Below are 21,289 nucleotides of genomic sequence, written 5' to 3' on the forward strand. Positions count from 1 at the left end.
TGAGCATACCGGGCCGATCGCGTCCAAAGTTTGACCCAGGGTCATCCCGTTGCACGTGATGACCCCGGACAACGCTCCAGAAACACGAAACCCGGCCCGCAGGGCGAGCCGGGTCACGTGGACGCGCGGATCCGGCGATCAGGTGCCGGTGGCGTTCAGCACGGTGACGGCGCGGCGATTCTGCGACCAGCAGGAGATGTCGTTGCAGACCGCGACCGGGCGCTCCTTGCCGTAGGAAATGGTGCGCATGCGGTTGGCGGCGACGCCGCGCTGGACGAGATAATCGCGCACGCTCTGGGCGCGGCGAGCGCCGAGGGCGATGTTGTATTCGCGGGTGCCGCGCTCGTCGGCATGGCCTTCAATGGTGAAGCTGTAGCGGGCATACTGGTTCAGCCACTGCGCCTGCTTGTCGAGCGTCGCCTGCGCCTGCGGCGTCAAGCCGGTCTGGTCGCTCTCGAAGAACACGCGGTCGCCGACCGAGACGATGAACTCCTGCGGGCTGCCGGGAGGCGCCGAACCGAGAGCCGTGCCGGCCCCGTCCATCGGGTTCTTGGCGCAGGCGGCCGCGAGCATCGCGAAACCGACGATGAAGGCGACGCGCGCGCCGCCCAGATGGCGCAACATACGGATCATACCGCTGACTCCTGAATTCCCGACTGATCTGCCGACTGGCTGCTGGCGTTCATCAATGTTCCGTCGTGCTTTACGAAACCTTGCTGAACTACGCCAATTTCACGACCGTGCCGTAAACCGCCGCTTATGGTTAATCGTTCCCTGACAGAACCCGCTCAGGAGCGCAAGGGCGACCAGGCCGGGTCGGAAGCGTAGCTCGGGGTCGGCACGCGCTGCTCGTTATAGCCGGTGATGTCCACCGTATAGAGCTGCGGACCACCCCCGCCCCCCGCATCGCGGAAGAACATGATCACCCGCCCGTTCGGCGCGAAGGTCGGCCCTTCATTGTGGTAGCCCTCGGTCAGGATTCGCTCGCCCGAGCCGTCCGGCCGCATCAGCCCGATGGCGAAACGCCCCTGCGCCTGCTTGGTGAAGGCGATCACATCCCCGCGCGGCGACCAGACCGGCGTAGAATAACGCCCGTCGCCGAAGGAGATGCGGCGCTGGTTCGAGCCGTCGGGATTCATCAGGTAGATCTGCGAGCCGCCGCCGCGGTCGCTCTCGAAGCAGATCTGCGTGCCGTCAGGCGAGTAGCAGGGCGCGGTGTCGATGGCGGCGGTGTCGGTCAGCCGTGTGGTTGCCTTGGAGCGCAGGTCCATCACGAAGATGTTGGAATCCGCCCCCTGCTGCAGGCTCAGGATCACCCGCTGGCCGTCGGGGGCGAAGCGCGGCGAGAAGCTCATATTGGGGAAGTTGCCGACCACCTCGCGCTGGCCGTTCTCGATGTTGAGCAGGAAAACGCGCGGCTCGCCGTTTCCATAGCTCATATAGGTGATTTCCTGGCTGGTCGGCGAGAAGCGCGGGGTCAGCACGAGGTCGTCGCCGCGCGTGAGATAGGTCACGTTGGCGCCGTCCTGGTCCATGATGGCGAGGCGCTTGATCCGCTTTTCCTTCGGCCCGCTCTCGTCGACGAAGACAATGCGGGTGTCGAAATAGCCCTTCTCGCCGGTGAGCCGCTCATAGATCGCGTCAGCGATGATATGCGCCACCCGGCGCCAGTTCTCCGGCTGGGTGAAATATTGCTGGCCGATCAGCTGCTGGCCGGCGAACACGTCCCACAGGCGGAATTCCGCCTTCACCCGCCCGTCCGGCTGGCGGGTGATGCGGCCGGTGACGAGCGCCTGCGCGTTGATGACGCGCCAGTCCTGGAAGCGCGGCGAGGCGTCCGGATTGGCGATCTTCTCGACAAAGGCGGCGGGGTCGATCGGGGCGAACAGGCCCGAGCGGCGCAGATCGGCGGAGATGATCTGCGTAACGCCCCGGCCGGCCTCGATGTCCTGCGGGCTGCCGCCGCCGACAAATTCGGTGATGGCGATGGGCAGCGGCTGCACCGTGCCCGAGGTGATGTCGAGGCGGACGGCGGCACGCGCCAGATCCGGCGCCAGTACGGCCCCGCCAAGCCCGGCCCCGCCAAGCGCCGCCATGCCGACGAGGACCGACCGGCGACCGACAAGGCCGTTGGCTTCAAGGGGAAAACGCCGCGACATTCTGGGTACCTCGAAAAAAACGGGCATCAATGAAGCATGGCCGGGTTGAACCCCAGCTCCAGTTCCTTCCACGTGTCGTAACGATCGGCACGCAGCATGGGGAACGGATTAGGCTGATTGGCGATCTCGTACAGCGCCCGCTGGGCCGTCTCGCGCACGATCGGCCCATAGGGGTTGCTTCCGCCCTGCACCTCGACCAGCTGCGGCGCCCCGACCATCCTGCGGTCCGGGCTCAGCACGATCTTGAACACCACCGTGACCTGCGCGGCATCGACCGCGCCGGCCGGCAGCTTCCAGAAGCGGGCGATATAGGCGCGCAGCGCGTCGATCTCGGTCTGCGACAGCGTAGTGGCCGTGCCGGCGGAGGCGCCGAGCGAGGCGGAGTTGTTGATCGTCTCGCCCAGTGCCGCCATGCGCCGGGGGTCCTGCTTGTTCAGCAGGGCGGCGATCTGGTTCGGGTTGAAGTCGCGCTCGGGCGCCGGCTCCTGCACCACCTTGGGCGGAATGTTCTTCGGCTTCTGCGGCGGCTTGGGCGGCGGCGGGGTCGCCTGCGCCTGCTCCTGCGGCTTGGGCTGGTCCTTCGGCGGCTCGGGCGGCTTGGCGGCGAGCGCCTCCGCGTCCGGCGGCGGCGGCGGGGCGGGCTGGGCCTCGGCCCGGGCCGCCGGCGGCTTGGGCTCGGCCGGCTTGGCCTCGGGGGGCGGCGGGGGCGGCGGCGGCGGGGTGGAAGGCTCGTTCGCGGCCTTCACCTCGGGCTTTTCGGAGACCTTCGATTCGAGATTCTCCGCCTGTTTGGGCGTGTCGGCCTTCTTCTCGACGACGGGCTTGGGCGCTTCCTTCGGCGCATCCTTCTTGCCGGCCATCATCTTCGACATTTCGGCATCGGAGATGATGTCGATCGGCATGGATTCGGCCGGCGTCGCCTCATAGGGCGAGGGAGACGCGAAGGAGACCGCCATGAAGCCGATAATGCCGACGTGAAGCGCCGCCGAGGAAAGGAAGCCCGCCTTCATGCGTCAGCCTCCCTGCTCGACTTCGGAGACCAGCGCCACGCGCTTGAACCCGGCGCCGGACAGGCGGCCCATCACACGCATCACCGAGCCATAGTCGAGGCTCTTGTCGGCACGCACGAAGATGCGCTCCTCATAGCCCGCCTTGCCGATCGCCTGCAGCTTCGGCACCAGCTCGTCGACGGGGATTTCAGTGTCCTGCAGGAAAATCTTGCCGTCCTTGGTGATGTTGACGATCAGCGGCGCGCTTTCCTGCGGCACCGCCTTGGCCTCGGTCTGCGGCAGGTCGAGCGGCACGCCCGTGGTGAGCATGGGCGCGGCGACCATGAAGATGATCAGCAGCACCAGCATCACGTCGACCATCGGCGTGACGTTGATCTCGGACATGACGGCGCCGCCCGCGCGACGGCGCGAACGCCGCGAGTGCCAGCCGCCTCCTGCTCCTCCGGACATGCCCATGGATCAGCCCCGTTCGTCGATCTGGCGCGACAGGATGGCGGAGAATTCGTCGGCGAATCCCTCCAGCCGCGCCGCCTGCCGGTTCACCTGCGAGACGAACTTGTTATAGAAAATCGTCGCGGGAATGGCGGCGATAAGGCCAATTGCCGTCGCGAAAAGCGCTTCCGCGATGCCCGGCGCCACCACGGCGAGGCTGGTGTTCTTCGAGGCGGCGATGGACTGGAAGCTGGTCATGATGCCCCACACCGTGCCGAACAGGCCGATGAACGGGCCGGCCGAACCCACCGTCGCCAGCACCAGCAGCCGGTTCTCCAGCCGCTCCACCTCGCGGGCGATGGTGACGTTCATCACCTTGTCGAGCCGCTGCGTCAGGCCGGAAAGCGAGCGCGCGCCGCCTTCATAGGAGCGCTTCCACTCGCGCATGGCCGCCACGAAGATCGCCGCCATGGCGTGGTTCTGCCGCGAGGACAGCGAGCGGTACAGCTCCTCCAGGCTCTGGCCGGACCAGAAGGTGGTCTCGAAGCGGTCCATCTGCCGCTTCATCCGCCCGTACAGGATGGTCTTGTCGATGATGATCGCCCACACCCAGACCGAGGCGAGCACGAGGCCCGCCATCACGAACTTCACGATCAGGTGTGCCTGAAGGAAAAGGCCGATCAGCGAGAGGTCGGCGCTGCCCATGCCGGCACCCGCCGGGGCCGCCACCATGCCGTCGGGGGCGGCAACGGCCTGCCCGTCGACCTGCGCTGTCGGCGCGGCGGTCACGGGCGCGGGCGCGTTCTGGGCGATGGCCATGGACGCCGGCGCCGCCAGAACCAGCATCACCGCGAATAGAAGCTTCTTCAGCGTCATCAAGCCAATCCTGCCAGCTCGTTAAAGGTCGCACTGCCGCCCTGCATCGGCTGCGAAGCAGCGAATGCCCTGCATGGCTGCTGTGGGAACGCGTCCGCCATCAACCGACCGAGTCTGTCCAAACTTGGGCGATCGAGGCCGGGCCGCACCCGCAGCCGCCCGGTACAACACCCTATTAGGGTTAATACCGGGTTAGCGTTGCCGCATCGCAACAGCTTTACGGGTGTTTTGTTACCGGGCTCGCAATCAGGGCTGCGGGGCCTGCTCCAGCGCCAGCTTCATCGCCGCCCGCAGCGCGTCCGGAATGCGCCGCGCGCGCCCCTGCGCGACGAAGGCGACCTTCACCTTGGCCTCGACGATGAGGTCCGCGCCGCGCTTCACCTTCTGGGCAAGCGTGATCGAGGCGCCGGCGACTTCCACCGGGCTGGTGTGCACTTCCAGCACGTCATCGATGCGGGCGGGGCGGACGAATTGCAGCTCCATCGAGCGCACCACGAAGGCGAAGCCCGGCGCCTCGGCCAGCGCCTCGCCGAACAATTCGCCCTGCACCACGCCGATGAGGCGCAGATGGTCGGAGCGGCCGCGCTCCATGAACTTCAGGTAGTTGGCGTGGTAGACGATGCCGGAAAAGTCCGTGTCCTCGTAATAGACCCGGACGGGCAGCACATGCCCGCCCGGCACCAGCCTTCCCGCCAGATGCAGGAAGGGGTCGGCCTTGAGGACGTCAGGGGAAAAAGGATCGGGGCGCTCGTTCATGCTGCCCTCATAAACGAGAAGGCCCGGCAAAAAAAGAACCGCGCCCCTCGGGTGAGGGGCGCGGCCGCATTAGGATCGCCGTGGGTCAGTTCTGGACATCATCCATCGGCGCGGAAGGCGCGGCCGGACGGTTGCGGCGGTCGGCCATGAACTGGTCGAACTCCGCCTTGTCCTTGGCCTGGCGCAGGCGGTCGAGGAAGGAGCGGAAATCCTTCTGCTCGTCTTCCAGCCGGCGCAGCGTCTCCTGACGGTATTCGTCAAAGGCGCGGTTGCCGCTGGAGGGGAAACCGCCGCCGAACCGGCTGCCGAAATTGCGCACGGCTTCCGCGCCCTCTTCCTGCCAGCGGCCGAAGCCGCGCTTGCCACCACAAAACATCCGTCCACTCCCTATCGTGAAGGCCAGGACCGCAAGACCCAGAGGCCACCAGGCCATGAAGCCCAGTACCGTGAGCGCGATCCAGGCCGGCTTGCCGTAACTGTCGAGCTTCTGTGCGAGCTCCATGGGCGTACCGCTCCTGGGTAGAACCCTCGCGGGCCCGATGCCCGCTTGGGTTAATGTTAATCACATTCACATAGATAGAAATCGACTCCCATCTTGTCAATGGGGGCGACCTGCGGGATTGAAGGGAAAAGGACACATCCAATGACTGCACCGATTCCCGCCTGGACCGACGTCGCCTGGATTTTCGAGCCGGATGGCGCCTTGCGCGATCTCTATGTGCTCGATGCCGGCCCCGAAGGCTGGCAGGCCGTGCTGGACGGCCTGCGCGCCCTCGACCCGCCATCCGTCTTTGAGATCGACGGCGAGCTCGCCGCCCTGCCCGCGCGTGTCGAGGATGTGTTCGCCATCTGGGGAAACGCAAGCCCCAGCCTGCGGTGGAATGCCGGCGAGGTGCAGGTCAACCTGCACTTCTTCCGCAGCGACGATATCGAGTTCGACATCGATCCCGCCGATGTCTGCGAGCCGGAAGACTGGCAGGCGCTTGGCCGGTTCATGCTCTGGCTGGCGGAGAAAGCCGGGCGCCCGGTGATCCTGACGCCGGAAAACAAGCCGGACGATATCCTTCTGTTCTGCCGCACCGCGCAGGACGGGATCGAGGTCAACAGCGTGGCTGAGGGCTGACCACCACCGGCGCTAAAGGGCGATTTACCGATCCGCTGGCGATGCAAGCTGATCGGCGCGCGCTCTACCCCCCCGCAGCCAGCCCCTTGAGATAGACCAGGAAGGCGGCCTCCAGCAGGTCGTCGGGCGCCATTGGCAGCTTGCGGCGGGCGCCGTCGGCGCGGCCGAACAGCGAGGCGACGCCATGCGCCAGCGCCCAGGTGTGCAGCGCCACCATCAGCGCCGGCGGGCGCACGGTGGGCGGCATGGAGGCGACCAGCGTGTCCGCCGCCTCGCGCAGCACGCCGAAGGCGCGCTGGCCGGCCTGGTCGAGCGCCGGGAAGGCCTCGCTGCGCAGGCCGGATTCGAACATAGCGACATAGTCCGCCGGGTGCTCGCGGGCGAAGGCGAGATAGGCCCGTCCCAGCCGTTCAAAGGCCTCGGACGGGGTCGGCCGCCCCTCGTTCCAGCCCGCCTCCAGCGCCTTGGTGAAGCGCTCGAAACCATCCGCCGCCACCGCCGCCAGCAATTCGTCACGGTCGCGAAAATGCCGGTAGGGCGCCGCGGGGGAAACGCCGGCGCGGCGCGCCGCCTCGGCGAAGGTGGCGCCGGCGGTGCCCTTCTCCGCGATCAGCTCAAGCGCCGCCTTCATCAGGGCTTCCCGCAGGTTGCCGTGATGATAGCCGCGCGATTCTCCGCCGTTCCGGGACCAGCTCATGTGAAGGGGACTTACATCACGCGGAAGATCACGTCGATGGCCGGACGCGCACGGGGTTAATCCGCGCCCTCGTCGAACAGCGGCATCTGGTTGACGCTCGACGGCGCGGTGAGGCCGAGATGCTTGAAGGCGTGCGCGGTCAGCACCCGCCCGCGCGGCGTGCGCTGGAGAAAGCCCTGCTGCACCAGATAGGGCTCGATGATCTCCTCGATGGCGTCGCGCGGCTCGGAGAGCGCGGCGGCGATGGTTTCCACCCCCACCGGCCCGCCGCCATAATTCATCGCCACCACGGTGAGGTAGCGCCGGTCCATCTGGTCGAGGCCGAGCCCATCCACCTCAAGCGCCAGCAGCGCATGGTCGGCGGCGGCGCGGTCGATGATCTCCTTGCCCGCCACCAGGGTGAAGTCGCGCACCCGGCGCAGCAGCCGCCCGGCGATGCGCGGCGTGCCCCGCGCCCGGCGGGCGATCTCGCGCGCGCCGTCCCGGGCGATCGGGATGCCCATCACCCGCGCACCGCGCGTCACCACCAGTTCCAGCTCTTCCACCGTGTAGAAATTCAGCCGGATCGGAATGCCGAAGCGGTCGCGCAGCGGCGTGGTCAGCAGGCCCGAGCGCGTGGTGGCGCCCACCAGGGTGAACTTGGAGAGCTGAATCTTCACCGAGCGGGCCGCCGGCCCCTCGCCGATGATGAGGTCGAGCTCATAGTCCTCCATCGCGGGGTAGAGGATTTCTTCCACCGCCGGATTGAGACGGTGAATCTCGTCGATGAACAGCACGTCGCGTTCTTCGAGATTGGTCAGCAGCGCCGCGAGGTCGCCGGCTTTCGCGATGACCGGGCCGGAGGTGGAGCGGAAGCCCACCCCCAGCTCGCGCGCCACGATCTGCGCCAGCGTGGTCTTGCCCAGCCCCGGCGGGCCGACGAACAGCACATGGTCCAGCGCCTCGCCGCGCGTTTTCGCGGCCTTGATGAAGATGTCGAGATTGGCCCGCGCCTGCTCCTGCCCGACGAACTCGGCCAGATTCTGCGGCCGCAGCGAGGCCTCGGCGAGATCTTCCTCGCGCTTGTCCGGGGCGATGAGGCGCTTTTCGCTCACTTCGCCAGTTCCTTCAGGCCGAGGCGGATCAGCCGGGCGGTGTCGGCGCCCTCGCCCGCCTCACGCACCGCGCCGGCAATGGCGGCGCTGGCCTGGATCGGCGCATAGCCCAGATTGACCAGCGCCGAGACCGCGTCCGCCACCGGGCCGGGTGCCTGCCGGTCCTCGATCTGCGCGACAAGGCCGGCGACACCGGGGTCGACGCTGGCAAAGCCCGGCGCCTTGTCCTTCAGCTCGGCGACGATGCGGGCGGCGACCTTCGGCCCGACGCCATTGGCCCGCGCCACCATCACCTTGTCGCCGAGCGCCACCGCATTGGCGAGTTCGGACGGCGAGAGGGTCGAGAGCACGTTCAGCGCCACCTTGGAGCCGACGCCCTGCACATTCTGCAGCAGCAGGAACCAGCTTTTCTCCGCCTGCGAGACGAAGCCGTAGAGGCGGATCATGTCCTCGCGCACGAAGGTCTCGATGAACAGCGTCGCCGCCTCGCCCACGCGCGGCAGCGCCTGCAGCGTGCGGGCCGAGCAGTGCACGAGATAGCCCACCCCCTGCACGTCGAGGATCACATGGTCGTCGCCATAGCTATCGACCAGGCCCTTCAGCTTGCCGATCATCGTGCTGCAACCCTTGCGGTGAGCTTTGTCGAAACCTTCGCCGCCATCTGCGCCTTCATCGCCGCCATGCCCCGATGCTGCGCATGGGTGACGGCCACCGCAAGCGCGTCGGCGGCATCGTCGGTGGTGAAATCGGCCTGCGGCAGCAGGATTTTCATCATCATCCGGATCTGCGCCTTCTCGGCGCGGCCGGCGCCGACCACGGTCTTCTTCACCAGCAGCGCCGCATATTCGGAAACCGGCACACCCGCGAGCGCCGGGGTCAGCATCACCACGCCGCGCGCCTGGCCGAGCTTGAGCGTCGAGGCCGGGTTGACGTTGACGAAGGTCTCCTCCACCGCCGCCTCGTCGGGGGTGTAGGTGCGCAACACCTTGGCGAGATCATTGTGCAGGCAGGCGAGCCGTTCCGCCAGCCCGCCCTCCTCCGGCGGCATCACCGTGCCGCAGGCGATGAAGGCGAGGCGGGTGCCGACAGCCTCGATGACCCCCCAGCCGGTGCGGCGGAGGCCGGGATCGAGGCCGAGGATGCGAATCGGAGACGTCGCCATCCCCTAGGGGGTACCCGAACAAAGGACGAACGGAAAGGGGCGATGCGCCGCCGCGCGCCCCGGCACGACCGGGACGCCGATCATGGTTGACGGAACGTTAACGCCGCCCGCTGAACGCCCCGCTGGCCAGCACCACGCCGACCCCCGTCGCCGCCACGCCGATGATCGCCGCCATGTCGGGATGCTCGCCCAGCGCCGGCACGGCGATCAGCGCCGCCACCGCCGGCACCAGCCCGGTGAAGGCGGCGGCGCGTGAGGAGCCGAGCCGCTCGATGGCGATGCCGAAGGCCACCAGCGCCACGACACCCGACAGCAGGCCCTGGATCAGCAGCTGGAACAGCACTTCCCGGCCATAGCCGCTGGCCACCGCCTCCACCACGCCAGGCACACCATAGGGCGTCAGCACCACCGTGGACCACAGACCCACCAGCCCGACCGTCTCGGTCGCCTTGAGACCGGTGCGGCGGAAGGCGAGCGTGTAGCAGGCCCACATCCCCGCCCCGATGAGCAGCAGCGCATGGCCGCGCCAGGCTCCGTCTTCCGGGTAGAGCAGCCCGCGCCCGCCGAGCGTGACCACGCCGAGCGCGATGGCGGCAAAGCCGATCGCCCGGCCGATCCCCAGCCGCTCGCGGAACACCAGCACCGAGATCACGGCGACGATCAGCGGCATGGTGCCGGGCAGCAGCGGGCCGACATCGGCCGCCGGCACGAAGCGCATCGCGGTTGCCACATCGAGGAAGAAGAAGGCACCGGCGCCGAGAAAGCACAGCAGGAAGGGCAGGAAGCCGCGCTTCGGCCACAGGCCGATGCGCCACCAGGCCGGCGCCAGCACCACCGCCGGCACGACAAAGCGCAGCCAGCCCACCGTCGCCGGCGACAAATGCCCGTGCACGGCGTGCCGGGTGGAGACGATCCAGGCGCCCCAGATGGCGATGGCGAGAAGGGCGCAGCCGGCACCTGTGAGGCGATCGGAAAGCGAGGGCGTGGCGGTGCCGCCAAAAGCGGCCGCCGAAACGGACTTGTTCATGATCGATATCCCGCCGCAACGCGGCGCCGGAAAATAGGGCGCCCGGCACGATGTCGGGCGGCATGTTGCGCCGAATGTGGCGTGCGCGACCGGTTCGCGCAAATGCGTTTTGCGAATGGCCACGTTCGCGAAAGCTGATGGATGTGTCACATCCATCACCAACCGTGTTGACGGCACACAGCGGCGAGACTAGGTCTGCCGGCCCACACTTCGGCGCTGAGCGCTCCTTCGGTTCCCCATGGCCCTCGATCCCGCCCTTGTCTGGGCCTTCCTCACCGCGCTGATCGCCGGCGTCACGCGCGGCTTCTCGGGGTTTGGCGGCGCGCTCATCTTCGTGCCACTGGTGAGTGCGGCCTATGGCCCGCGCGTCGCCGCCCCTTCCCTGCTGGTCATCGACACGCTGCTGACCCTGCCCTTCCTCGTGCCGGCGCTTCGCGCCTGCATCTGGCGGCAGGTGGCCCCGCTGGCGGCCGGCGCGGTGGTGGCGGTGCCGGCCGGGGTGTGGGTGCTTGCCCACATGGACCCCATGGTGCTGCGCTGGGCGCTGGCGCTGCTCGGCCTCGGGCTTCTCGCGCTGCTGGTGTCCGGCTGGCGCCATAGCGGCCGGCACTCTTTGCCGACGACGCTGGCGGTCGGCGCCGTTGCCGGCTTCTGCGGCGGCGCGGCGCAGATGTCGGGCCCCGCCGTGGTCGCCTATTGGCTCGGCAGCGGCCAGTCCTCCGTGCTGGTGCGGGCGAACCTGTTCGGCTTCTTCGCGCTGGTCACGCTGGCGAGCGGCACCGCCTATGCGGTCAGTGGCATGTTCACCGCCGAGGTGGGGCGGCTCACCCTTCTGCTCGGCCCGGCCTATGCGATCGGGCTTTATGCCGGTGCCCGCGCCTTTCGCGGCGCCTCGGACCGGCATTACCGCATCGCCGCCTATTGGGTGATCGCCGCCGCCGCCCTTCTCAGCCTGCCGCTGTTCGACGCGCTGATCGGGCGGTGAGGCCGTCCCCTCGCCATGGCGTCATCCCGCCCGGGATGACGCGCCTTCCACAATGAGCGCTCAGTCGCTCATCTTCGCCATGAAGGCGTCGGACAGCTCGAAATTGGCATAGACGTTCTGCACGTCGTCATTGTCGTTGAGGTTGTCGACCAGGCGGATCAGCTTTTCCGCCACCTCGTCATCCACCGCCACCGTGTTCTGCGGGCGCCAGACCAGGCCGGACTTGCGCGGCTCGCCGAACTTGGCTTCCAAGGCGCGAGCCACCTCGTGCAGGTTCTCCACCGAGCAGACGATCTCGTGGCCGTGCTCGTCCGAGGTCACATCGTCGGCGCCCGCCTCGATGGCGGCTTCCAGCATGTCGTCGGCCGAGGCCTTGGCGGCGTCGAACTCGACGGTGCCAATGCGGTCGAACATGAAGGAGACGGCGCCGGTCTCGGCCAGCGCGCCGCCGGACTTGGTGAAGAAGGAGCGCACTTCCGAGGCGGTGCGGTTGCGGTTGTCGGTCAGCGCCTCGACGATGACGGCGACGCCGCCCGGGCCATAGCCCTCATAGCGGATCTCGTCATAATTCTCCGCGTCGCCGCCCAGCGCCTTCTTGATGGCGCGGTCGATATTGTCCTTGGGCATGTTTTCCGCACGGGCGGCCAGCACGGCGGCGCGCAGGCGCGGGTTCAGCGCCGGGTCGGGCATGCCGAGCTTTGCGGCGACCGTGACTTCACGCGCCAGCTTGGAGAACAGCTTGGAACGCACCGCGTCCTGCTTGCCCTTGCGGTGCATGATGTTCTTGAATTGCGAATGACCCGCCATGGCCGCCTCCACGTCACACCGGGCGGGCCTGCGGCCAACCCTGTCCGAATACCTGAAACAAAAGGGTGCGCGGCTTATAGGCGAGAGGGCGGGCGCGCGTAAAGCGCCGCTCTACCAGAAGTCCGGCACCGCGCCGCTCAGGCCACCGCCGATCCGCACCGGCGCCACCGCGACGGCGCGCCCGGCGCCGTCGGTTTCCACCGCAAGGCCGGATAGCGTGCCCGGCCCGGCGACGGGCTCGAAGCGGCTTGAGCCGATCTTGCGGGTGAAGCGGCGCAGCGGCTCTTCCTTGTCCATGCCGATCACCCCGTCATAGCAGCCGCACATGCCGACATCGGTCATAAAGGCGGTGCCGCCGGGCAGGATACGGTGATCGGCGGTGGGCACATGGGTGTGGGTGCCGATGACGAGGCTCGCCCGCCCGTCGCACCAATGGCCGAAGGCCTGCTTCTCGCTGGTGGTCTCGGCGTGGAAATCGACGATGGTCGCGTCGGCCACCAGCCCGAGCGGGGCGGCGTCGAGTTCGCGGTCGATGCTGGCGAAGGGGTCGTCGAGCGGGTCCATGAACACCCGGCCCATCATGTTGACGACAAGCACCTGCGCCCCGTTCGCCGCCTCGACCAGCGCCGCGCCGCGTCCCGGCGTGCCGGGCGGAAAATTGGCCGGGCGGATCAACCGCGGCGCCCGCTCGATGAACACCAGCGCCTCGCGCTGGTCGAAGGCGTGGTTGCCGAGCGTCACCGCGTCGGCACCCACCTCCAGGAATTCCTCATAGATCGCCTCGGTGATGCCGAAGCCGCCGGCGGCGTTCTCGCCGTTCACCACGACGAAATCGAGCGCCCAGTCGCGGCGCAGGCGCGGCAGGTGCTCCAGCACGACCGTGCGGCCGGCGCGGCCGACCACGTCACCGAGAAAGAGAAGGCGCATGCGTCAATCCTCGGCCGGGCGAACGATGCCGGCATCCGTGGCGATGGCGTCGAGCCGCTCATCGTGCGGCTCGGCCGGCACGGCGGCAAGCTGCTGCACCGCGAAGGCATAGCCCAGCGCCTCGATGCGCTTGGCGCGCCGCAGCAGGCAGAGCGTGCGGTCATAGAAGCCGGCGCCATAGCCGAGCCGGTTGCCGCGCGCGTCAAAACCGGCGAGCGGCACCACCAGCACGTCGGGCGAGACCGCCGGCGCGCGCTCCGGCGGGGCGGGAATGGAAAAGCGGCCGGGGCCGGCAGACGGCGCCAGTTCCTCGCCCGCCTCCCATAGCCGGAACAGCAGCGGCTTGCCGGCCTCCAGCACGATCGGCAGGCAGACGCAGGCCCCCGCCTCCCGCAGCCGCCGCACCAGCGGGTCGGTGGCGATCTCGCCGCCAATGGGGGAGAAGACGGAGACGACCTCGCCACTCACCTCGCCGAGCCATTGCATGGCATTGGCGGCCGCAACTTCGGCCGCCTCGGCGCGCGCGGCGGGGTCGAGCGCCGCCCTCCGGGCGAGCGCCACGGCGCGAAGGCTGGCCTTGTCAAGTTGGGCGTCGGTCAAGTGGGGCATGATACGATGAGTGCGGAGCCGCGATGGCCGTTGGAGGCTCGATCCCGGGAACCTACAACGTAGGTGGGCACCGTGTGTCCAAGCCCAGGAGCTTGGTCAGGGACAGTTCCCTTTGAGATCGATAAGGCCCCGGAAATATGTGCTCCTGACGAACCCCGCAGCCCCGCACGACAAATCTAGGATGCCGCAGGCCAAATTGCCAGAGGGGGAAGGCCCGGGGTGAACAGCTTTCGGTGAACGGGGCGGGCGTGAGGCGTTTCTGGCAGAAGAGTCTCGGCTGGATCCCGGCTCAGCGCTCCGGCTGCGCCGTCGCTTGGCCGGGACACGAAGCGCTGGGTCCCGGACCAGCGGCGCAAGACGCCGCGCCGATCCGGGACCCAGCGAAGAGTCTTCGGCATGCCCCTCGCCCGGGCATCCGCCGCAGCGATCTGTCAGGCCTCAGCCCACCGTCAGCATGATCTTGCCGATATGGGCGCTGGTCTCCATGCGGGCATGGGCCTCGCTGGCCTTCTCCAGCGGGAAGCTCTGGTCGAGCACCGGCTTCACCGTGCCGGCCGCGATAAGCGGCCACACCTTCTCGACCAGCGACGCGGCGATCGCCGCCTTCTCTGCCTTCGGCCGCGAGCGCAGGGTCGAGCCCATATGCGACAGGCGCTTGAGCATCAGCCGCATGAAGTCGATCTGCACCTTGGAGCCTTCCATGAAGGCGATCTGCACCAGCCGGGCCTGCGGCGCGGCGGCCTCGTAATTGCGGGCGATATAGGAGCCCCCGACCATGTCGAGAATGACATTCACGCCCTTGCCGCCGGTCTTTTCCTTCAGCACGGCGACGAAGTCCTCGGTCTTGTAGTCGATGGCGACATCGGCGCCGAGCTGGCGGCAGACCTCGCACTTCTCGGCGCTGCCGGCGGTGGTGAACACCGTGGCGCCAAACGCCTTGGCGAGCTGGATGGCCGTGGTGCCGATGCCGGAGGTGCCGCCATGCACGAGAAAGCGCTCGCCCGCCTTCAGCCCGGCCAGGTCGAACACATTGGTCCAGACGGTGAAGAAGGTTTCCGGCAGCGCCGCCGCCTCGACCATGGAAAGGCCGGCCGGCACCGGCAGGGCGGAGCCCTCGTCGGCGAGGCAGTACTGCGCATAGCCGCCGCCGGAAACCAGCGCGCACACCTTGTCGCCCAGCTGCCAGCGCGTCACGCCCGCGCCGAGAGCGACCACTTCGCCTGAAATTTCGAGGCCCGGAATGTCAGGCGCGCCGGGCGGCGGCGGGTAGAGCCCCTTGCGCTGCATCACATCAGGCCGGTTGACGCCGGCGGCCGCGACCTTGACGAGGATCTCGCCCGCGCCGGGCGCCGGCACCGGGCGCTGCTCGGGAACCAGGGCTTCCGGGCCGCCCGGGGTGGGCAGGCCGATGGCGGTCATGGTGGCGGGCAGCTCGGTCACGGCGTGATCCTCATCCTGTCGAATGTGATGACCGTCCTAGGTCAAGCCGCCAGCGCTGGCAACCGCCGGCAGGGGCGGCTAAACTCGCGAAAACAGCGATCCGCCGGCCGGGCGCTGATCGTGCCGGCGATCAACAGGAGCGATGCCATGGCGATCGACGACGACCTTTTTCCTGCGGTAGCGCCGGCCCTGAAGCCGGCGGGGCACCTGGTCGGCAGCGACATATCCGCCCTCTCGGAGGCCGAGATCGAGGAGCGCATCGCCCAGCTTTCCGCCGAGATCGAGCGGCTGAAGCGCACGCTGGAGGCCAAGCGCGCCTCGCGTTCCGCCGCCGAGACTTTCTTCAAGCGCTGAGGCCGGGGCGCCTTAACCCCCGGTTAAGCTTTCCAACCTATTACTGGCGGCGGTCTTTTTTGACCGCGAGTGGCCTCTGTCCACTCTGTTTGACGCATCCCTGTCTACCACTTCACGAGCCGCCCTCTGGGCGGCTCTTTTTTCATCCCCGCTATCCCCGAGCCGAATCGCTCCCCCGCCGAATCCGTCGCCGCCGACTGGACAGCGCCGCGCCGCTGCGCGACAGACTGCGGTGTCGGGCGCCGCCATGCGCCAGTGAGGGTTCGGCACGATGGGCAGCTTCCGCGAAGGTTCGGACAGAGACGGCACGCCGGACGAAGGCCCGCGCGAGACCCGTGAAGCTCCCTCGGCCGAGATGATCCGCTTCGCCGAGCGTCGGCTGGCCTCGCCCGCCTTCTTCGCGCTGTTTCAGGACGGCATGGCGCTGGTCGAGGAGACCGCCGCCTATCTCGACGGCGAGGGGCGCGCCGCCAGTGCGGCCCTCTCCCCGGGGCGTCTGGCCGCCTATGTGCAGCAGAGCATGCGGCTTTCCACCCGGCTGATGCAGCTCGCCTCCTGGCTGCTGCTGCGCCGCGCCGTCGCCGAGCGCGAGATGGCCGAGGCGACCGCCCGCCGCGAGGCCGGCAAGATCGACATCAGGGGGCCGCTGCGCGACATCGACCAGGAAGCGCTGGTGCCGGAAGCCCTGGTCGCGCTCATCCAGCGCAGCTTCGACCTGCAGCGACGCATCGCGCAGCTCGAATCGGTGCTGTCAGCGCCTTCGGCGGTGGAGAATGCCGGCCTGCGACCGAATGTCGTCGCCGGGCAGATCGGCCGCCTGCGCCGCGCCTTCGAGAACCGTTGACCGCCCCCGAGCTTCAGCTTGCGCCCGACGCCAGGCAAACGAAAACCCTCGCGCCAGGCCAGGCCTTGCGCGAGGGCGGATGCCGTTGGTTCGACAAACGCAGCGGTGGCGCGCCCCGAGGGGCGCTCCTTCCCGGCCGATCAGGCCTTGAGGAAGCCCGCGAACTTCTTCTGGAACTTGGACACGCGGCCGGCGCGGTCAAGCAGCTGGCCGGAGCCACCGGTCCAGGCCGGGTGCGAGGTCGAATCGATATCGAGCTGGAGGACGTCGCCCTCCTTGCCCCAAGTCGTCCGGGTCGTGTACTCGGTGCCGTCCGTCATCACCACCTTGATGAAGTGGTAGTCGGGATGGATGTCGCTCTTCATGGGTAGCATCCTCAGCCGCCGCAGGCCGGCCCCTCGCGGGAGCCATGCGGCGATCTACAAAACGATCCTGCCGGAAATCCGAGCGGCTCTATAACCGAGACATGCCCGTGACACAAGCCGCCTCCCCGCCTTCCCCGTCCGCTTCCACCGTCGCTTCCACGACAGCCGTGCCGGACAAGGCCGCCACGCGCCGCCCGCGCCTCAAACCGCTGATGGCGCTCTGGCCGCATTTGCTGCGCTATCGCGGCCGCGCCCTGGCGGCGCTGGCGGCGCTGCTGGTGGCGGCCATCGCCACGCTGGTGGTGCCGATCGCGGTGCGGCGGATGATCGATTTCGGTTTCGATGAAAGCCATGCCGGCTTCATCGACCGCTATTTCGCGGTCATGATCTGCGTCGTGGCGGTTCTGTCGATGGCCTCGGCCGCGCGCTATTACCTCGTCATGACGCTGGGCGAGCGCATCGTCGCCGATCTGCGCACCCAGCTGTTTTCCCATGTCCTCACCCTCGACGGCGCCTTTTATGACGGCGCCAAGTCGGGCGAGCTGATCTCGCGCCTCACCGCCGACACCACCCAGATCAAGTCCGCCGTCGGCGCCTCCGCCTCCATCGCCCTGCGCAACATCGTGCTGTTCTTCGGCGCCACGGTGATGATGGTCATCACCAGCCCCTGGCTCGCCGCCACGCTGCTCATCGCCATTCCGGTCATCGTCGCGCTGCTCATCGGCGCCGGGCGCGGGGTGCGCAAGCGCTCGCGCAGCGCGCAGGACACGCTGGCCGAGGCTTCCGCCTATGCCGCCGAGGCCATCGGCTCGGTGCGCAGCCTGCAGGCTAACACCGCCGAGGCGGCGGCCTCCAAGCTGTTCGCCGGCGAGGTGGAACACGCCTTCAATGCCGCGCGCAACGCCGTTCAGGCGCGGTCCTGGCTCACCGGAATCGGCATCTTCCTGGTCTTCGCCAGTGTGGTGGGCATCCTCTGGGCCGGCGCCAACGCCGTCCTCGCCGGTTCCATGAGCGCCGGCACGCTCGGCCAGTTCGTGCTCTACGCCGTGCTGGCGGCGAGCGGCCTCGGCCAGCTCGGCGAGGTCTGGGGCGAAATCTCGCAGGCGGCCGGCGCCACCGAGCGCATCGCCGAGTTGCTGCACGAGAAGCCCAAGGTCACGGTGCCGGCCACCCCCGTGCCGCTGCCCGCGCCGGCGCGCGGCGCCATCGCCTTCCGGGACGTGGCCTTCGCCTATCCCGCGCGGCCGGACGTGCCGGCGCTGGCCGGCGTCAGCTTCAGCGTCACCCCCGGCGAGCGCATCGCCGTGGTCGGCCCCTCGGGCGCCGGCAAGAGCACGCTGTTCCAGCTTCTGCTGCGGTTCTATGATCCCGTCGCCGGGCAGGTGCTGGTGGACGGCGTCGACATCGCCGAGGCCGATCCGCAGGCGGTGCGCGCCCGCATCGCGCTGGTGCCGCAGGATGTCGCCATCTTCGCCACCTCGATCCGCGAGAACATCCGCCTCGGCCGCCCGGATGCCAGCGACGCCGAGGTGGAGGAAGCCGGCCGGCTCGCCCGCGCCGACGAGTTCGTCGCCCGCCTGCCCGAGGGCTGGGAGACCCCTGTGGGCGAGCGCGGGGTGACGCTGTCAGGCGGCCAGCGCCAGCGCCTCGCCATCGCCCGTGCCATTTTGCGGCAGGCGCCCATCCTGCTGCTCGACGAGGCCACCTCGGCGCTGGACGCCGAAAGCGAGACGCTGGTGCAGCAGGCGCTCGATCTCTCCATGCAGGGCCGCACCACGCTGGTCATCGCCCACCGCCTGGCGACGGTGCTGTCGGCCGATCGCATCCTGGTGATGGAGGGCGGGCGTATCGTCGAGGAGGGCACCCATGCCAGCCTGGTCGGTCGTGGCGGGCTCTATGCGCGGCTAGCGGCGCTGCAGTTCGGCGAGGTGAATGGCGGGAGGTAGCCGCGCCGCGTCGGCCTGACCGGCCGCATCGGCCTGACACTCCACCTCATCGGCCTTAAACTTGGCCTCATCGGCCTAACGCTTCACCCGACGCTCCATCCGCAGCGTCGGGCGGCCGGAGGTGGCGTTGACGCCGTGTCCCACCACGGTGAAGCCGGCCTTCTGGTAAAACCGCACCGCGCGCTCGTTCTGCTCGTTAACGTCGAGCACGAGATGGCGCGGCGAGCGGGCCGCAGCGGCAGCAACCAGCCGGCTCGCCACCCCGGCGCCCCAATGGTCGGGATGCACCACGAGCTGGTCGACGTAACCCGTTGTCGGATCAACTGAAACGAAGCCGAGCAGCGCCCCCGGCATGCCGCCCTCTCCCGGCGCCAGCGCCAGATCGATCGCGGCGCCCTCGTCGATCAGCGTGCCGATGCGGTGGCACAGCCAGCCGCGCCGGGCCTCGAAGTCGATTTCCGGCAACGCCTCCTGCCACGCCTCGACCCATAGATCGGTCATGCCAGGCATGTGGCTCCAGTCGAACGGAGCCAGCAGGGTGGCGCGGTCCTCGCTCATCGCTGTGGGCTCATCGCTCGGTCAGCTTGAGTTCGATGCGGCGGTTGCGGGCGCGGGCCTCGTCGTCGCTACCGGAATCGATCGGCTGGTATTCGCCGAAGCCGGCGGCGACAAGATGTTGCGGCGACACGCCTTTTTGCGCGAGATACTGCACCACCGCGATGGCACGCGCCGCCGAAAGCTCCCAGTTCGAGGGATAGAGCGGGGTCGAGATTGGCCGGTCGTCGGTGTGCCCGTCGACGCGCAGCACCCAGGGGAGATCGGCAGGAATCTGTTTTTCCAGCTCGATTAAGGCGGTAGCGAGCTTGTCGAGCGCCGGCAGCGCGTCGCCGCGCAACTGCGCGGCGGCCCGGTCGAAGAAGATTTCCGATTGGAAGACAAAGCGGTCGCCCACCACCCGCACATCCGGCCGGTCGCCGAGAATGGCGCGCAGCCGGCCGAAGAAGTCCGAGCGGTAGCGCGTCAATTCCTGCACCCGCTGGGCGAGGGCGACATTCAGTCGTCGGCCGAGATCAGCGAGGCGCGACTGGCTTTCCTTGTCCTTCTGGTCGGAAATGTTCAGCGCCTCCTCCAGCGCCGCGATCTGCCGGCGAAGGGCGGCGATCTGCTGGTTGAGGATGGCGATCTGGGCCGCGGCCTGGGCAGCGGCATCCTTCTCCTGACCAAGGGCCCGGGCAAGTTCGGCGCTGCGGCTTTCGGCGGCGGCGATTTCCTCGGGGCCGGCGACGGCGATCGCCGCCTCCCGCAGCACGTCGCGCTCCTGCTCCAGCCGCAGCAGGCTGGCGCGCAACGCGCCCATCTGGCTGTCGGTCTCGGCGTCGCTCGCCCGCTCCAGCGCCAGCAGGTCGGTCAGCTCGCGGATCTGCGCCTGCAGCCGCGCCATGGCATCGTCCTTGGAGCCGATCTCCTGAGTCAGCACGAATTGTGCGAGCACGAAGACCGACAGCAGGAAGACAAAAACCAGCAGCAGCGTCGACAGCGCGTCGACGAAGCCGGGCCAGTAGTCGATGTGGCGCTCGCCACGGCGGGAACGTCCCAGGGCCATCAGGCGCTCTCGCGATCCGACTTGGTTTCAGCGATGCGCTCCAGCAAGCGCTTGATGTCGCGCTGCTGCTCGGCCTGCGCCTCGACCCAGTCACGGACCATCTGCTGCTCGCTGCGCATGTGCTGCACCAGGCCCTGGAGGCTCTCGGCAAGATGCGCCATGGCGGTGGTGACGCGCTGCGAACCGGCCTCCGTCATGGTGCGCTCAAGCCGCGCAATCGCGGCGGACAGATCGCTGAAATCAGGCACCGGCGCAGGCGGCGGCGGCAAGGGCAGCGGCAGCGGACCGATCGGCGCCGCATGGGACGGCACGGGGACCGGCCCCCGGGCGCGAGCCGCCTCCGTGCCGAGATCCTCGACCGTGGTGGAGAGCCAGTCTTCGAGGTCGATATAGAAGCGGTTCTGCGCCTGCCCGGCCTGAAGGTCTAGAAAGCCGAGCACCAGCGAACCGGCGAGGCCGAACAGCGAGGAGGAAAAGGCGATGCCCATGCCGCCCAGCGGCGCGGCGAGACCGGTCTTCAGCGTGTCGAGGACCGAGGCCGATTCCGGCCCGACATCGAGCGAACTGATGACGCCGGCAATGGAGCTGACGGTTTCCAGCAGGCCCCAGAAGGTGCCGAGCAGGCCGAGAAAGACGAGCAGACCGGTGAGGTAGCGGAGCAGGTCGCGCGCCTCATCGAGGCGGGTCCCGATGGATTCGAGGATGCCGCGCATCGTCGCCTGCGAGATCGACATGCGCCCGACCCGGTCGCCGAGCAGCGCCGCCATCGGCGCCAGCAGCACCGGCGCCTGCCGCACTTCGAGGCCCGGATCAGCAATGCGGAAGCTGTTCACCCATTCGACTTCCGGCAGCAGACGCAACACCTGGCGGAAGGCGAAGATGATGCCGATCAGCAGAACACCGAAGATGACGCCGTTCAGACCGGGATTGTTGAGAAAGGCACGCCAGATCGGCTCGTGCAGAATGGAGGCCAGCGCCACGCACAGCAGGATAAACACGAACATCCGCACCAGAAAGATGCGGGGCGATGACAATTTATGAAAAGAATCCGTAGCGCTCATACCCTCGGCCGT

25 protein-coding genes and 1 other RNA gene are annotated in these 21,289 nt (G+C 68.5%); 5 read left to right on the forward strand and 21 right to left on the reverse strand.

What is annotated here, in order from left to right:
* Positions 1-138: 138 nt before the first annotated feature.
* The 7 genes from pal to A3M1_RS0104130 form a co-directional block, all read right to left on the reverse strand.
* Complete coding sequence (gene pal, locus A3M1_RS0104100; RefSeq protein ID WP_371258776.1) at positions 139-624, reverse strand: peptidoglycan-associated lipoprotein Pal; 486 nt, start codon at positions 622-624, stop codon at positions 139-141.
* A gap of 164 nt (positions 625-788) precedes the next feature.
* Positions 789-2,159, reverse strand: a complete 1,371-nt coding sequence (gene tolB / locus A3M1_RS0104105; RefSeq protein ID WP_018387689.1) for a Tol-Pal system beta propeller repeat protein TolB — start codon at positions 2,157-2,159, stop codon at positions 789-791.
* A gap of 26 nt (positions 2,160-2,185) precedes the next feature.
* A complete protein-coding gene (locus A3M1_RS0104110) occupies positions 2,186-3,169 on the reverse strand; it encodes a hypothetical protein (RefSeq protein ID WP_018387690.1) in 984 nt (327 codons plus the stop codon).
* 3 nt (positions 3,170-3,172) lie between these two features.
* Positions 3,173-3,625, reverse strand: coding sequence for a protein TolR (gene tolR / locus A3M1_RS0104115; protein WP_026221129.1), 453 nt, complete (start codon positions 3,623-3,625; stop codon positions 3,173-3,175).
* Between the two features lie 3 nt (positions 3,626-3,628).
* Complete coding sequence (tolQ, locus tag A3M1_RS0104120) at positions 3,629-4,333, reverse strand: protein TolQ (RefSeq protein ID WP_026221130.1); 705 nt, start codon at positions 4,331-4,333, stop codon at positions 3,629-3,631.
* A 390-nt stretch (positions 4,334-4,723) separates the two neighbouring features.
* Positions 4,724-5,233 carry a tol-pal system-associated acyl-CoA thioesterase gene (ybgC, locus tag A3M1_RS0104125; RefSeq protein WP_018387693.1) on the reverse strand — a complete coding sequence of 170 codons (510 nt, stop codon included), beginning with the start codon at positions 5,231-5,233 and terminating at the stop codon, positions 4,724-4,726.
* 85 nt (positions 5,234-5,318) lie between these two features.
* Complete coding sequence (locus A3M1_RS0104130; RefSeq protein WP_018387694.1) at positions 5,319-5,735, reverse strand: DUF2852 domain-containing protein; 417 nt, start codon at positions 5,733-5,735, stop codon at positions 5,319-5,321.
* A 141-nt stretch (positions 5,736-5,876) separates the two neighbouring features.
* Between A3M1_RS0104130 and A3M1_RS0104135 the strand changes: the two genes are divergently transcribed.
* On the forward strand, positions 5,877-6,356 hold the full coding sequence (locus tag A3M1_RS0104135; protein ID WP_018387695.1) for a hypothetical protein: 480 nt from the start codon (positions 5,877-5,879) through the stop codon (positions 6,354-6,356).
* A gap of 64 nt (positions 6,357-6,420) precedes the next feature.
* On the opposite strand, the gene A3M1_RS0104140 is transcribed toward A3M1_RS0104135, so the two are convergent.
* From A3M1_RS0104140 to A3M1_RS0104160, 5 genes are all read right to left on the reverse strand, one after another.
* Positions 6,421-7,053, reverse strand: coding sequence for a TetR/AcrR family transcriptional regulator (locus A3M1_RS0104140; RefSeq protein ID WP_018387696.1), 633 nt, complete (start codon positions 7,051-7,053; stop codon positions 6,421-6,423).
* Positions 7,054-7,109: 56 nt separating this feature from the next.
* Positions 7,110-8,147 (reverse strand): Holliday junction branch migration DNA helicase RuvB, encoded by a 1,038-nt coding sequence (gene ruvB, locus A3M1_RS0104145; protein ID WP_018387697.1) that lies wholly within the window; start codon positions 8,145-8,147, stop codon positions 7,110-7,112.
* Positions 8,144-8,761: a Holliday junction branch migration protein RuvA gene (ruvA, locus tag A3M1_RS0104150; RefSeq protein WP_018387698.1), complete on the reverse strand. Its 618-nt coding sequence runs from the start codon at positions 8,759-8,761 to the stop codon at positions 8,144-8,146. The genes ruvB and ruvA overlap by 4 nt, the downstream gene beginning before the upstream one ends.
* Positions 8,758-9,309, reverse strand: a complete 552-nt coding sequence (gene ruvC, locus A3M1_RS0104155; protein ID WP_018387699.1) for a crossover junction endodeoxyribonuclease RuvC — start codon at positions 9,307-9,309, stop codon at positions 8,758-8,760. The genes ruvA and ruvC overlap by 4 nt, the downstream gene beginning before the upstream one ends.
* A gap of 97 nt (positions 9,310-9,406) precedes the next feature.
* On the reverse strand, positions 9,407-10,336 hold the full coding sequence (locus A3M1_RS0104160; protein ID WP_018387700.1) for a DMT family transporter: 930 nt from the start codon (positions 10,334-10,336) through the stop codon (positions 9,407-9,409).
* 238 nt (positions 10,337-10,574) lie between these two features.
* Here A3M1_RS0104160 and A3M1_RS0104165 point away from each other — a divergent pair, with 238 nt between their 5' ends.
* Positions 10,575-11,321 (forward strand): sulfite exporter TauE/SafE family protein, encoded by a 747-nt coding sequence (locus A3M1_RS0104165; protein ID WP_018387701.1) that lies wholly within the window; start codon positions 10,575-10,577, stop codon positions 11,319-11,321.
* A gap of 60 nt (positions 11,322-11,381) precedes the next feature.
* Here A3M1_RS0104165 and A3M1_RS0104170 read toward each other — a convergent pair whose 3' ends face one another.
* The 5 genes from A3M1_RS0104170 to A3M1_RS0104185 form a co-directional block, all read right to left on the reverse strand.
* Positions 11,382-12,128, reverse strand: coding sequence for a YebC/PmpR family DNA-binding transcriptional regulator (locus A3M1_RS0104170; protein WP_018387702.1), 747 nt, complete (start codon positions 12,126-12,128; stop codon positions 11,382-11,384).
* Between the two features lie 111 nt (positions 12,129-12,239).
* Positions 12,240-13,055 (reverse strand): TIGR00282 family metallophosphoesterase, encoded by an 816-nt coding sequence (locus A3M1_RS0104175; protein WP_018387703.1) that lies wholly within the window; start codon positions 13,053-13,055, stop codon positions 12,240-12,242.
* Between the two features lie 3 nt (positions 13,056-13,058).
* Positions 13,059-13,664 carry a 5-formyltetrahydrofolate cyclo-ligase gene (locus tag A3M1_RS0104180; RefSeq protein WP_018387704.1) on the reverse strand — a complete coding sequence of 202 codons (606 nt, stop codon included), beginning with the start codon at positions 13,662-13,664 and terminating at the stop codon, positions 13,059-13,061.
* Positions 13,665-13,675: 11 nt separating this feature from the next.
* Positions 13,676-13,831, reverse strand: a non-coding RNA gene (gene ssrS / locus A3M1_RS25745) — 6S RNA.
* Positions 13,832-14,102: 271 nt separating this feature from the next.
* Positions 14,103-15,104 carry an NAD(P)H-quinone oxidoreductase gene (locus A3M1_RS0104185; RefSeq protein ID WP_018387705.1) on the reverse strand — a complete coding sequence of 334 codons (1,002 nt, stop codon included), beginning with the start codon at positions 15,102-15,104 and terminating at the stop codon, positions 14,103-14,105.
* 147 nt (positions 15,105-15,251) lie between these two features.
* Between A3M1_RS0104185 and A3M1_RS0104190 the strand changes: the two genes are divergently transcribed.
* Positions 15,252-15,458, forward strand: a complete 207-nt coding sequence (locus tag A3M1_RS0104190; protein WP_018387706.1) for a DUF1192 domain-containing protein — start codon at positions 15,252-15,254, stop codon at positions 15,456-15,458.
* Positions 15,459-15,729: 271 nt separating this feature from the next.
* A complete protein-coding gene (locus A3M1_RS0104195; protein ID WP_018387707.1) occupies positions 15,730-16,302 on the forward strand; it encodes a DUF1465 family protein in 573 nt (190 codons plus the stop codon).
* A gap of 140 nt (positions 16,303-16,442) precedes the next feature.
* Here the strand turns inward: A3M1_RS0104195 and rpmE are convergent, their stop codons facing one another.
* Positions 16,443-16,667 carry a 50S ribosomal protein L31 gene (gene rpmE, locus A3M1_RS0104200; RefSeq protein WP_018387708.1) on the reverse strand — a complete coding sequence of 75 codons (225 nt, stop codon included), beginning with the start codon at positions 16,665-16,667 and terminating at the stop codon, positions 16,443-16,445.
* A gap of 101 nt (positions 16,668-16,768) precedes the next feature.
* Here rpmE and A3M1_RS0104205 point away from each other — a divergent pair, with 101 nt between their 5' ends.
* Positions 16,769-18,613 carry an ABC transporter transmembrane domain-containing protein gene (locus A3M1_RS0104205; RefSeq protein ID WP_018387709.1) on the forward strand — a complete coding sequence of 615 codons (1,845 nt, stop codon included), beginning with the start codon at positions 16,769-16,771 and terminating at the stop codon, positions 18,611-18,613.
* A 75-nt stretch (positions 18,614-18,688) separates the two neighbouring features.
* On the opposite strand, the gene A3M1_RS0104210 is transcribed toward A3M1_RS0104205, so the two are convergent.
* Genes A3M1_RS0104210 through A3M1_RS0104220 form a run of 3 tightly spaced genes read right to left on the reverse strand, consistent with a single transcriptional unit; the run spans position 18,689 to position 21,277 of the window.
* On the reverse strand, positions 18,689-19,171 hold the full coding sequence (locus tag A3M1_RS0104210; RefSeq protein ID WP_018387710.1) for an N-acetyltransferase: 483 nt from the start codon (positions 19,169-19,171) through the stop codon (positions 18,689-18,691).
* A gap of 10 nt (positions 19,172-19,181) precedes the next feature.
* Positions 19,182-20,216 (reverse strand): peptidoglycan -binding protein, encoded by a 1,035-nt coding sequence (locus A3M1_RS0104215; RefSeq protein ID WP_018387711.1) that lies wholly within the window; start codon positions 20,214-20,216, stop codon positions 19,182-19,184.
* Positions 20,216-21,277 (reverse strand): hypothetical protein, encoded by a 1,062-nt coding sequence (locus tag A3M1_RS0104220; protein WP_026221131.1) that lies wholly within the window; start codon positions 21,275-21,277, stop codon positions 20,216-20,218. The genes A3M1_RS0104215 and A3M1_RS0104220 overlap by 1 nt, the downstream gene beginning before the upstream one ends.
* Between the last annotated feature and the right edge of the window lie 12 nt (positions 21,278-21,289).

It is taken from the genome of Ancylobacter sp. FA202, assembly GCF_000380205.1.
Taxonomy (GTDB): Bacteria; Pseudomonadota; Alphaproteobacteria; order Rhizobiales; family Xanthobacteraceae; genus Ancylobacter.

Excerpts from the sequence above, each read along its gene's own strand:
- pal (WP_371258776.1), bottom strand. The coding sequence starts at position 624 with ATGTTGCGCCATCTGGGCGGCGCGCGCGTCGCCTTCATCGTCGGTTTC.
- tolB (WP_018387689.1), bottom strand. The coding sequence starts at position 2,159 with ATGTCGCGGCGTTTTCCCCTTGAAGCCAACGGCCTTGTCGGTCGCCGG.
- A3M1_RS0104110 (WP_018387690.1), bottom strand. The coding sequence starts at position 3,169 with ATGAAGGCGGGCTTCCTTTCCTCGGCGGCGCTTCACGTCGGCATTATC.
- tolR (WP_026221129.1), bottom strand. The coding sequence starts at position 3,625 with ATGGGCATGTCCGGAGGAGCAGGAGGCGGCTGGCACTCGCGGCGTTCG.
- tolQ (WP_026221130.1), bottom strand. The coding sequence starts at position 4,333 with ATGGTGGCGGCCCCGGCGGGTGCCGGCATGGGCAGCGCCGACCTCTCG.
- ybgC (WP_018387693.1), bottom strand. The coding sequence starts at position 5,233 with ATGAACGAGCGCCCCGATCCTTTTTCCCCTGACGTCCTCAAGGCCGAC.
- A3M1_RS0104130 (WP_018387694.1), bottom strand. The coding sequence starts at position 5,735 with ATGGAGCTCGCACAGAAGCTCGACAGTTACGGCAAGCCGGCCTGGATC.
- A3M1_RS0104135 (WP_018387695.1), top strand. The coding sequence starts at position 5,877 with ATGACTGCACCGATTCCCGCCTGGACCGACGTCGCCTGGATTTTCGAG.
- A3M1_RS0104140 (WP_018387696.1), bottom strand. The coding sequence starts at position 7,053 with ATGAGCTGGTCCCGGAACGGCGGAGAATCGCGCGGCTATCATCACGGC.
- ruvA (WP_018387698.1), bottom strand. The coding sequence starts at position 8,761 with ATGATCGGCAAGCTGAAGGGCCTGGTCGATAGCTATGGCGACGACCAT.
- ruvC (WP_018387699.1), bottom strand. The coding sequence starts at position 9,309 with ATGGCGACGTCTCCGATTCGCATCCTCGGCCTCGATCCCGGCCTCCGC.
- A3M1_RS0104160 (WP_018387700.1), bottom strand. The coding sequence starts at position 10,336 with ATGAACAAGTCCGTTTCGGCGGCCGCTTTTGGCGGCACCGCCACGCCC.
- A3M1_RS0104165 (WP_018387701.1), top strand. The coding sequence starts at position 10,575 with ATGGCCCTCGATCCCGCCCTTGTCTGGGCCTTCCTCACCGCGCTGATC.
- A3M1_RS0104170 (WP_018387702.1), bottom strand. The coding sequence starts at position 12,128 with ATGGCGGGTCATTCGCAATTCAAGAACATCATGCACCGCAAGGGCAAG.
- A3M1_RS0104175 (WP_018387703.1), bottom strand. The coding sequence starts at position 13,055 with ATGCGCCTTCTCTTTCTCGGTGACGTGGTCGGCCGCGCCGGCCGCACG.
- A3M1_RS0104180 (WP_018387704.1), bottom strand. The coding sequence starts at position 13,664 with ATGCCCCACTTGACCGACGCCCAACTTGACAAGGCCAGCCTTCGCGCC.
- A3M1_RS0104190 (WP_018387706.1), top strand. The coding sequence starts at position 15,252 with ATGGCGATCGACGACGACCTTTTTCCTGCGGTAGCGCCGGCCCTGAAG.
- A3M1_RS0104195 (WP_018387707.1), top strand. The coding sequence starts at position 15,730 with ATGGGCAGCTTCCGCGAAGGTTCGGACAGAGACGGCACGCCGGACGAA.
- rpmE (WP_018387708.1), bottom strand. The coding sequence starts at position 16,667 with ATGAAGAGCGACATCCATCCCGACTACCACTTCATCAAGGTGGTGATG.
- A3M1_RS0104205 (WP_018387709.1), top strand. The coding sequence starts at position 16,769 with ATGCCCGTGACACAAGCCGCCTCCCCGCCTTCCCCGTCCGCTTCCACC.
- A3M1_RS0104210 (WP_018387710.1), bottom strand. The coding sequence starts at position 19,171 with ATGAGCGAGGACCGCGCCACCCTGCTGGCTCCGTTCGACTGGAGCCAC.
- A3M1_RS0104215 (WP_018387711.1), bottom strand. The coding sequence starts at position 20,216 with ATGGCCCTGGGACGTTCCCGCCGTGGCGAGCGCCACATCGACTACTGG.
- A3M1_RS0104220 (WP_026221131.1), bottom strand. The coding sequence starts at position 21,277 with ATGAGCGCTACGGATTCTTTTCATAAATTGTCATCGCCCCGCATCTTT.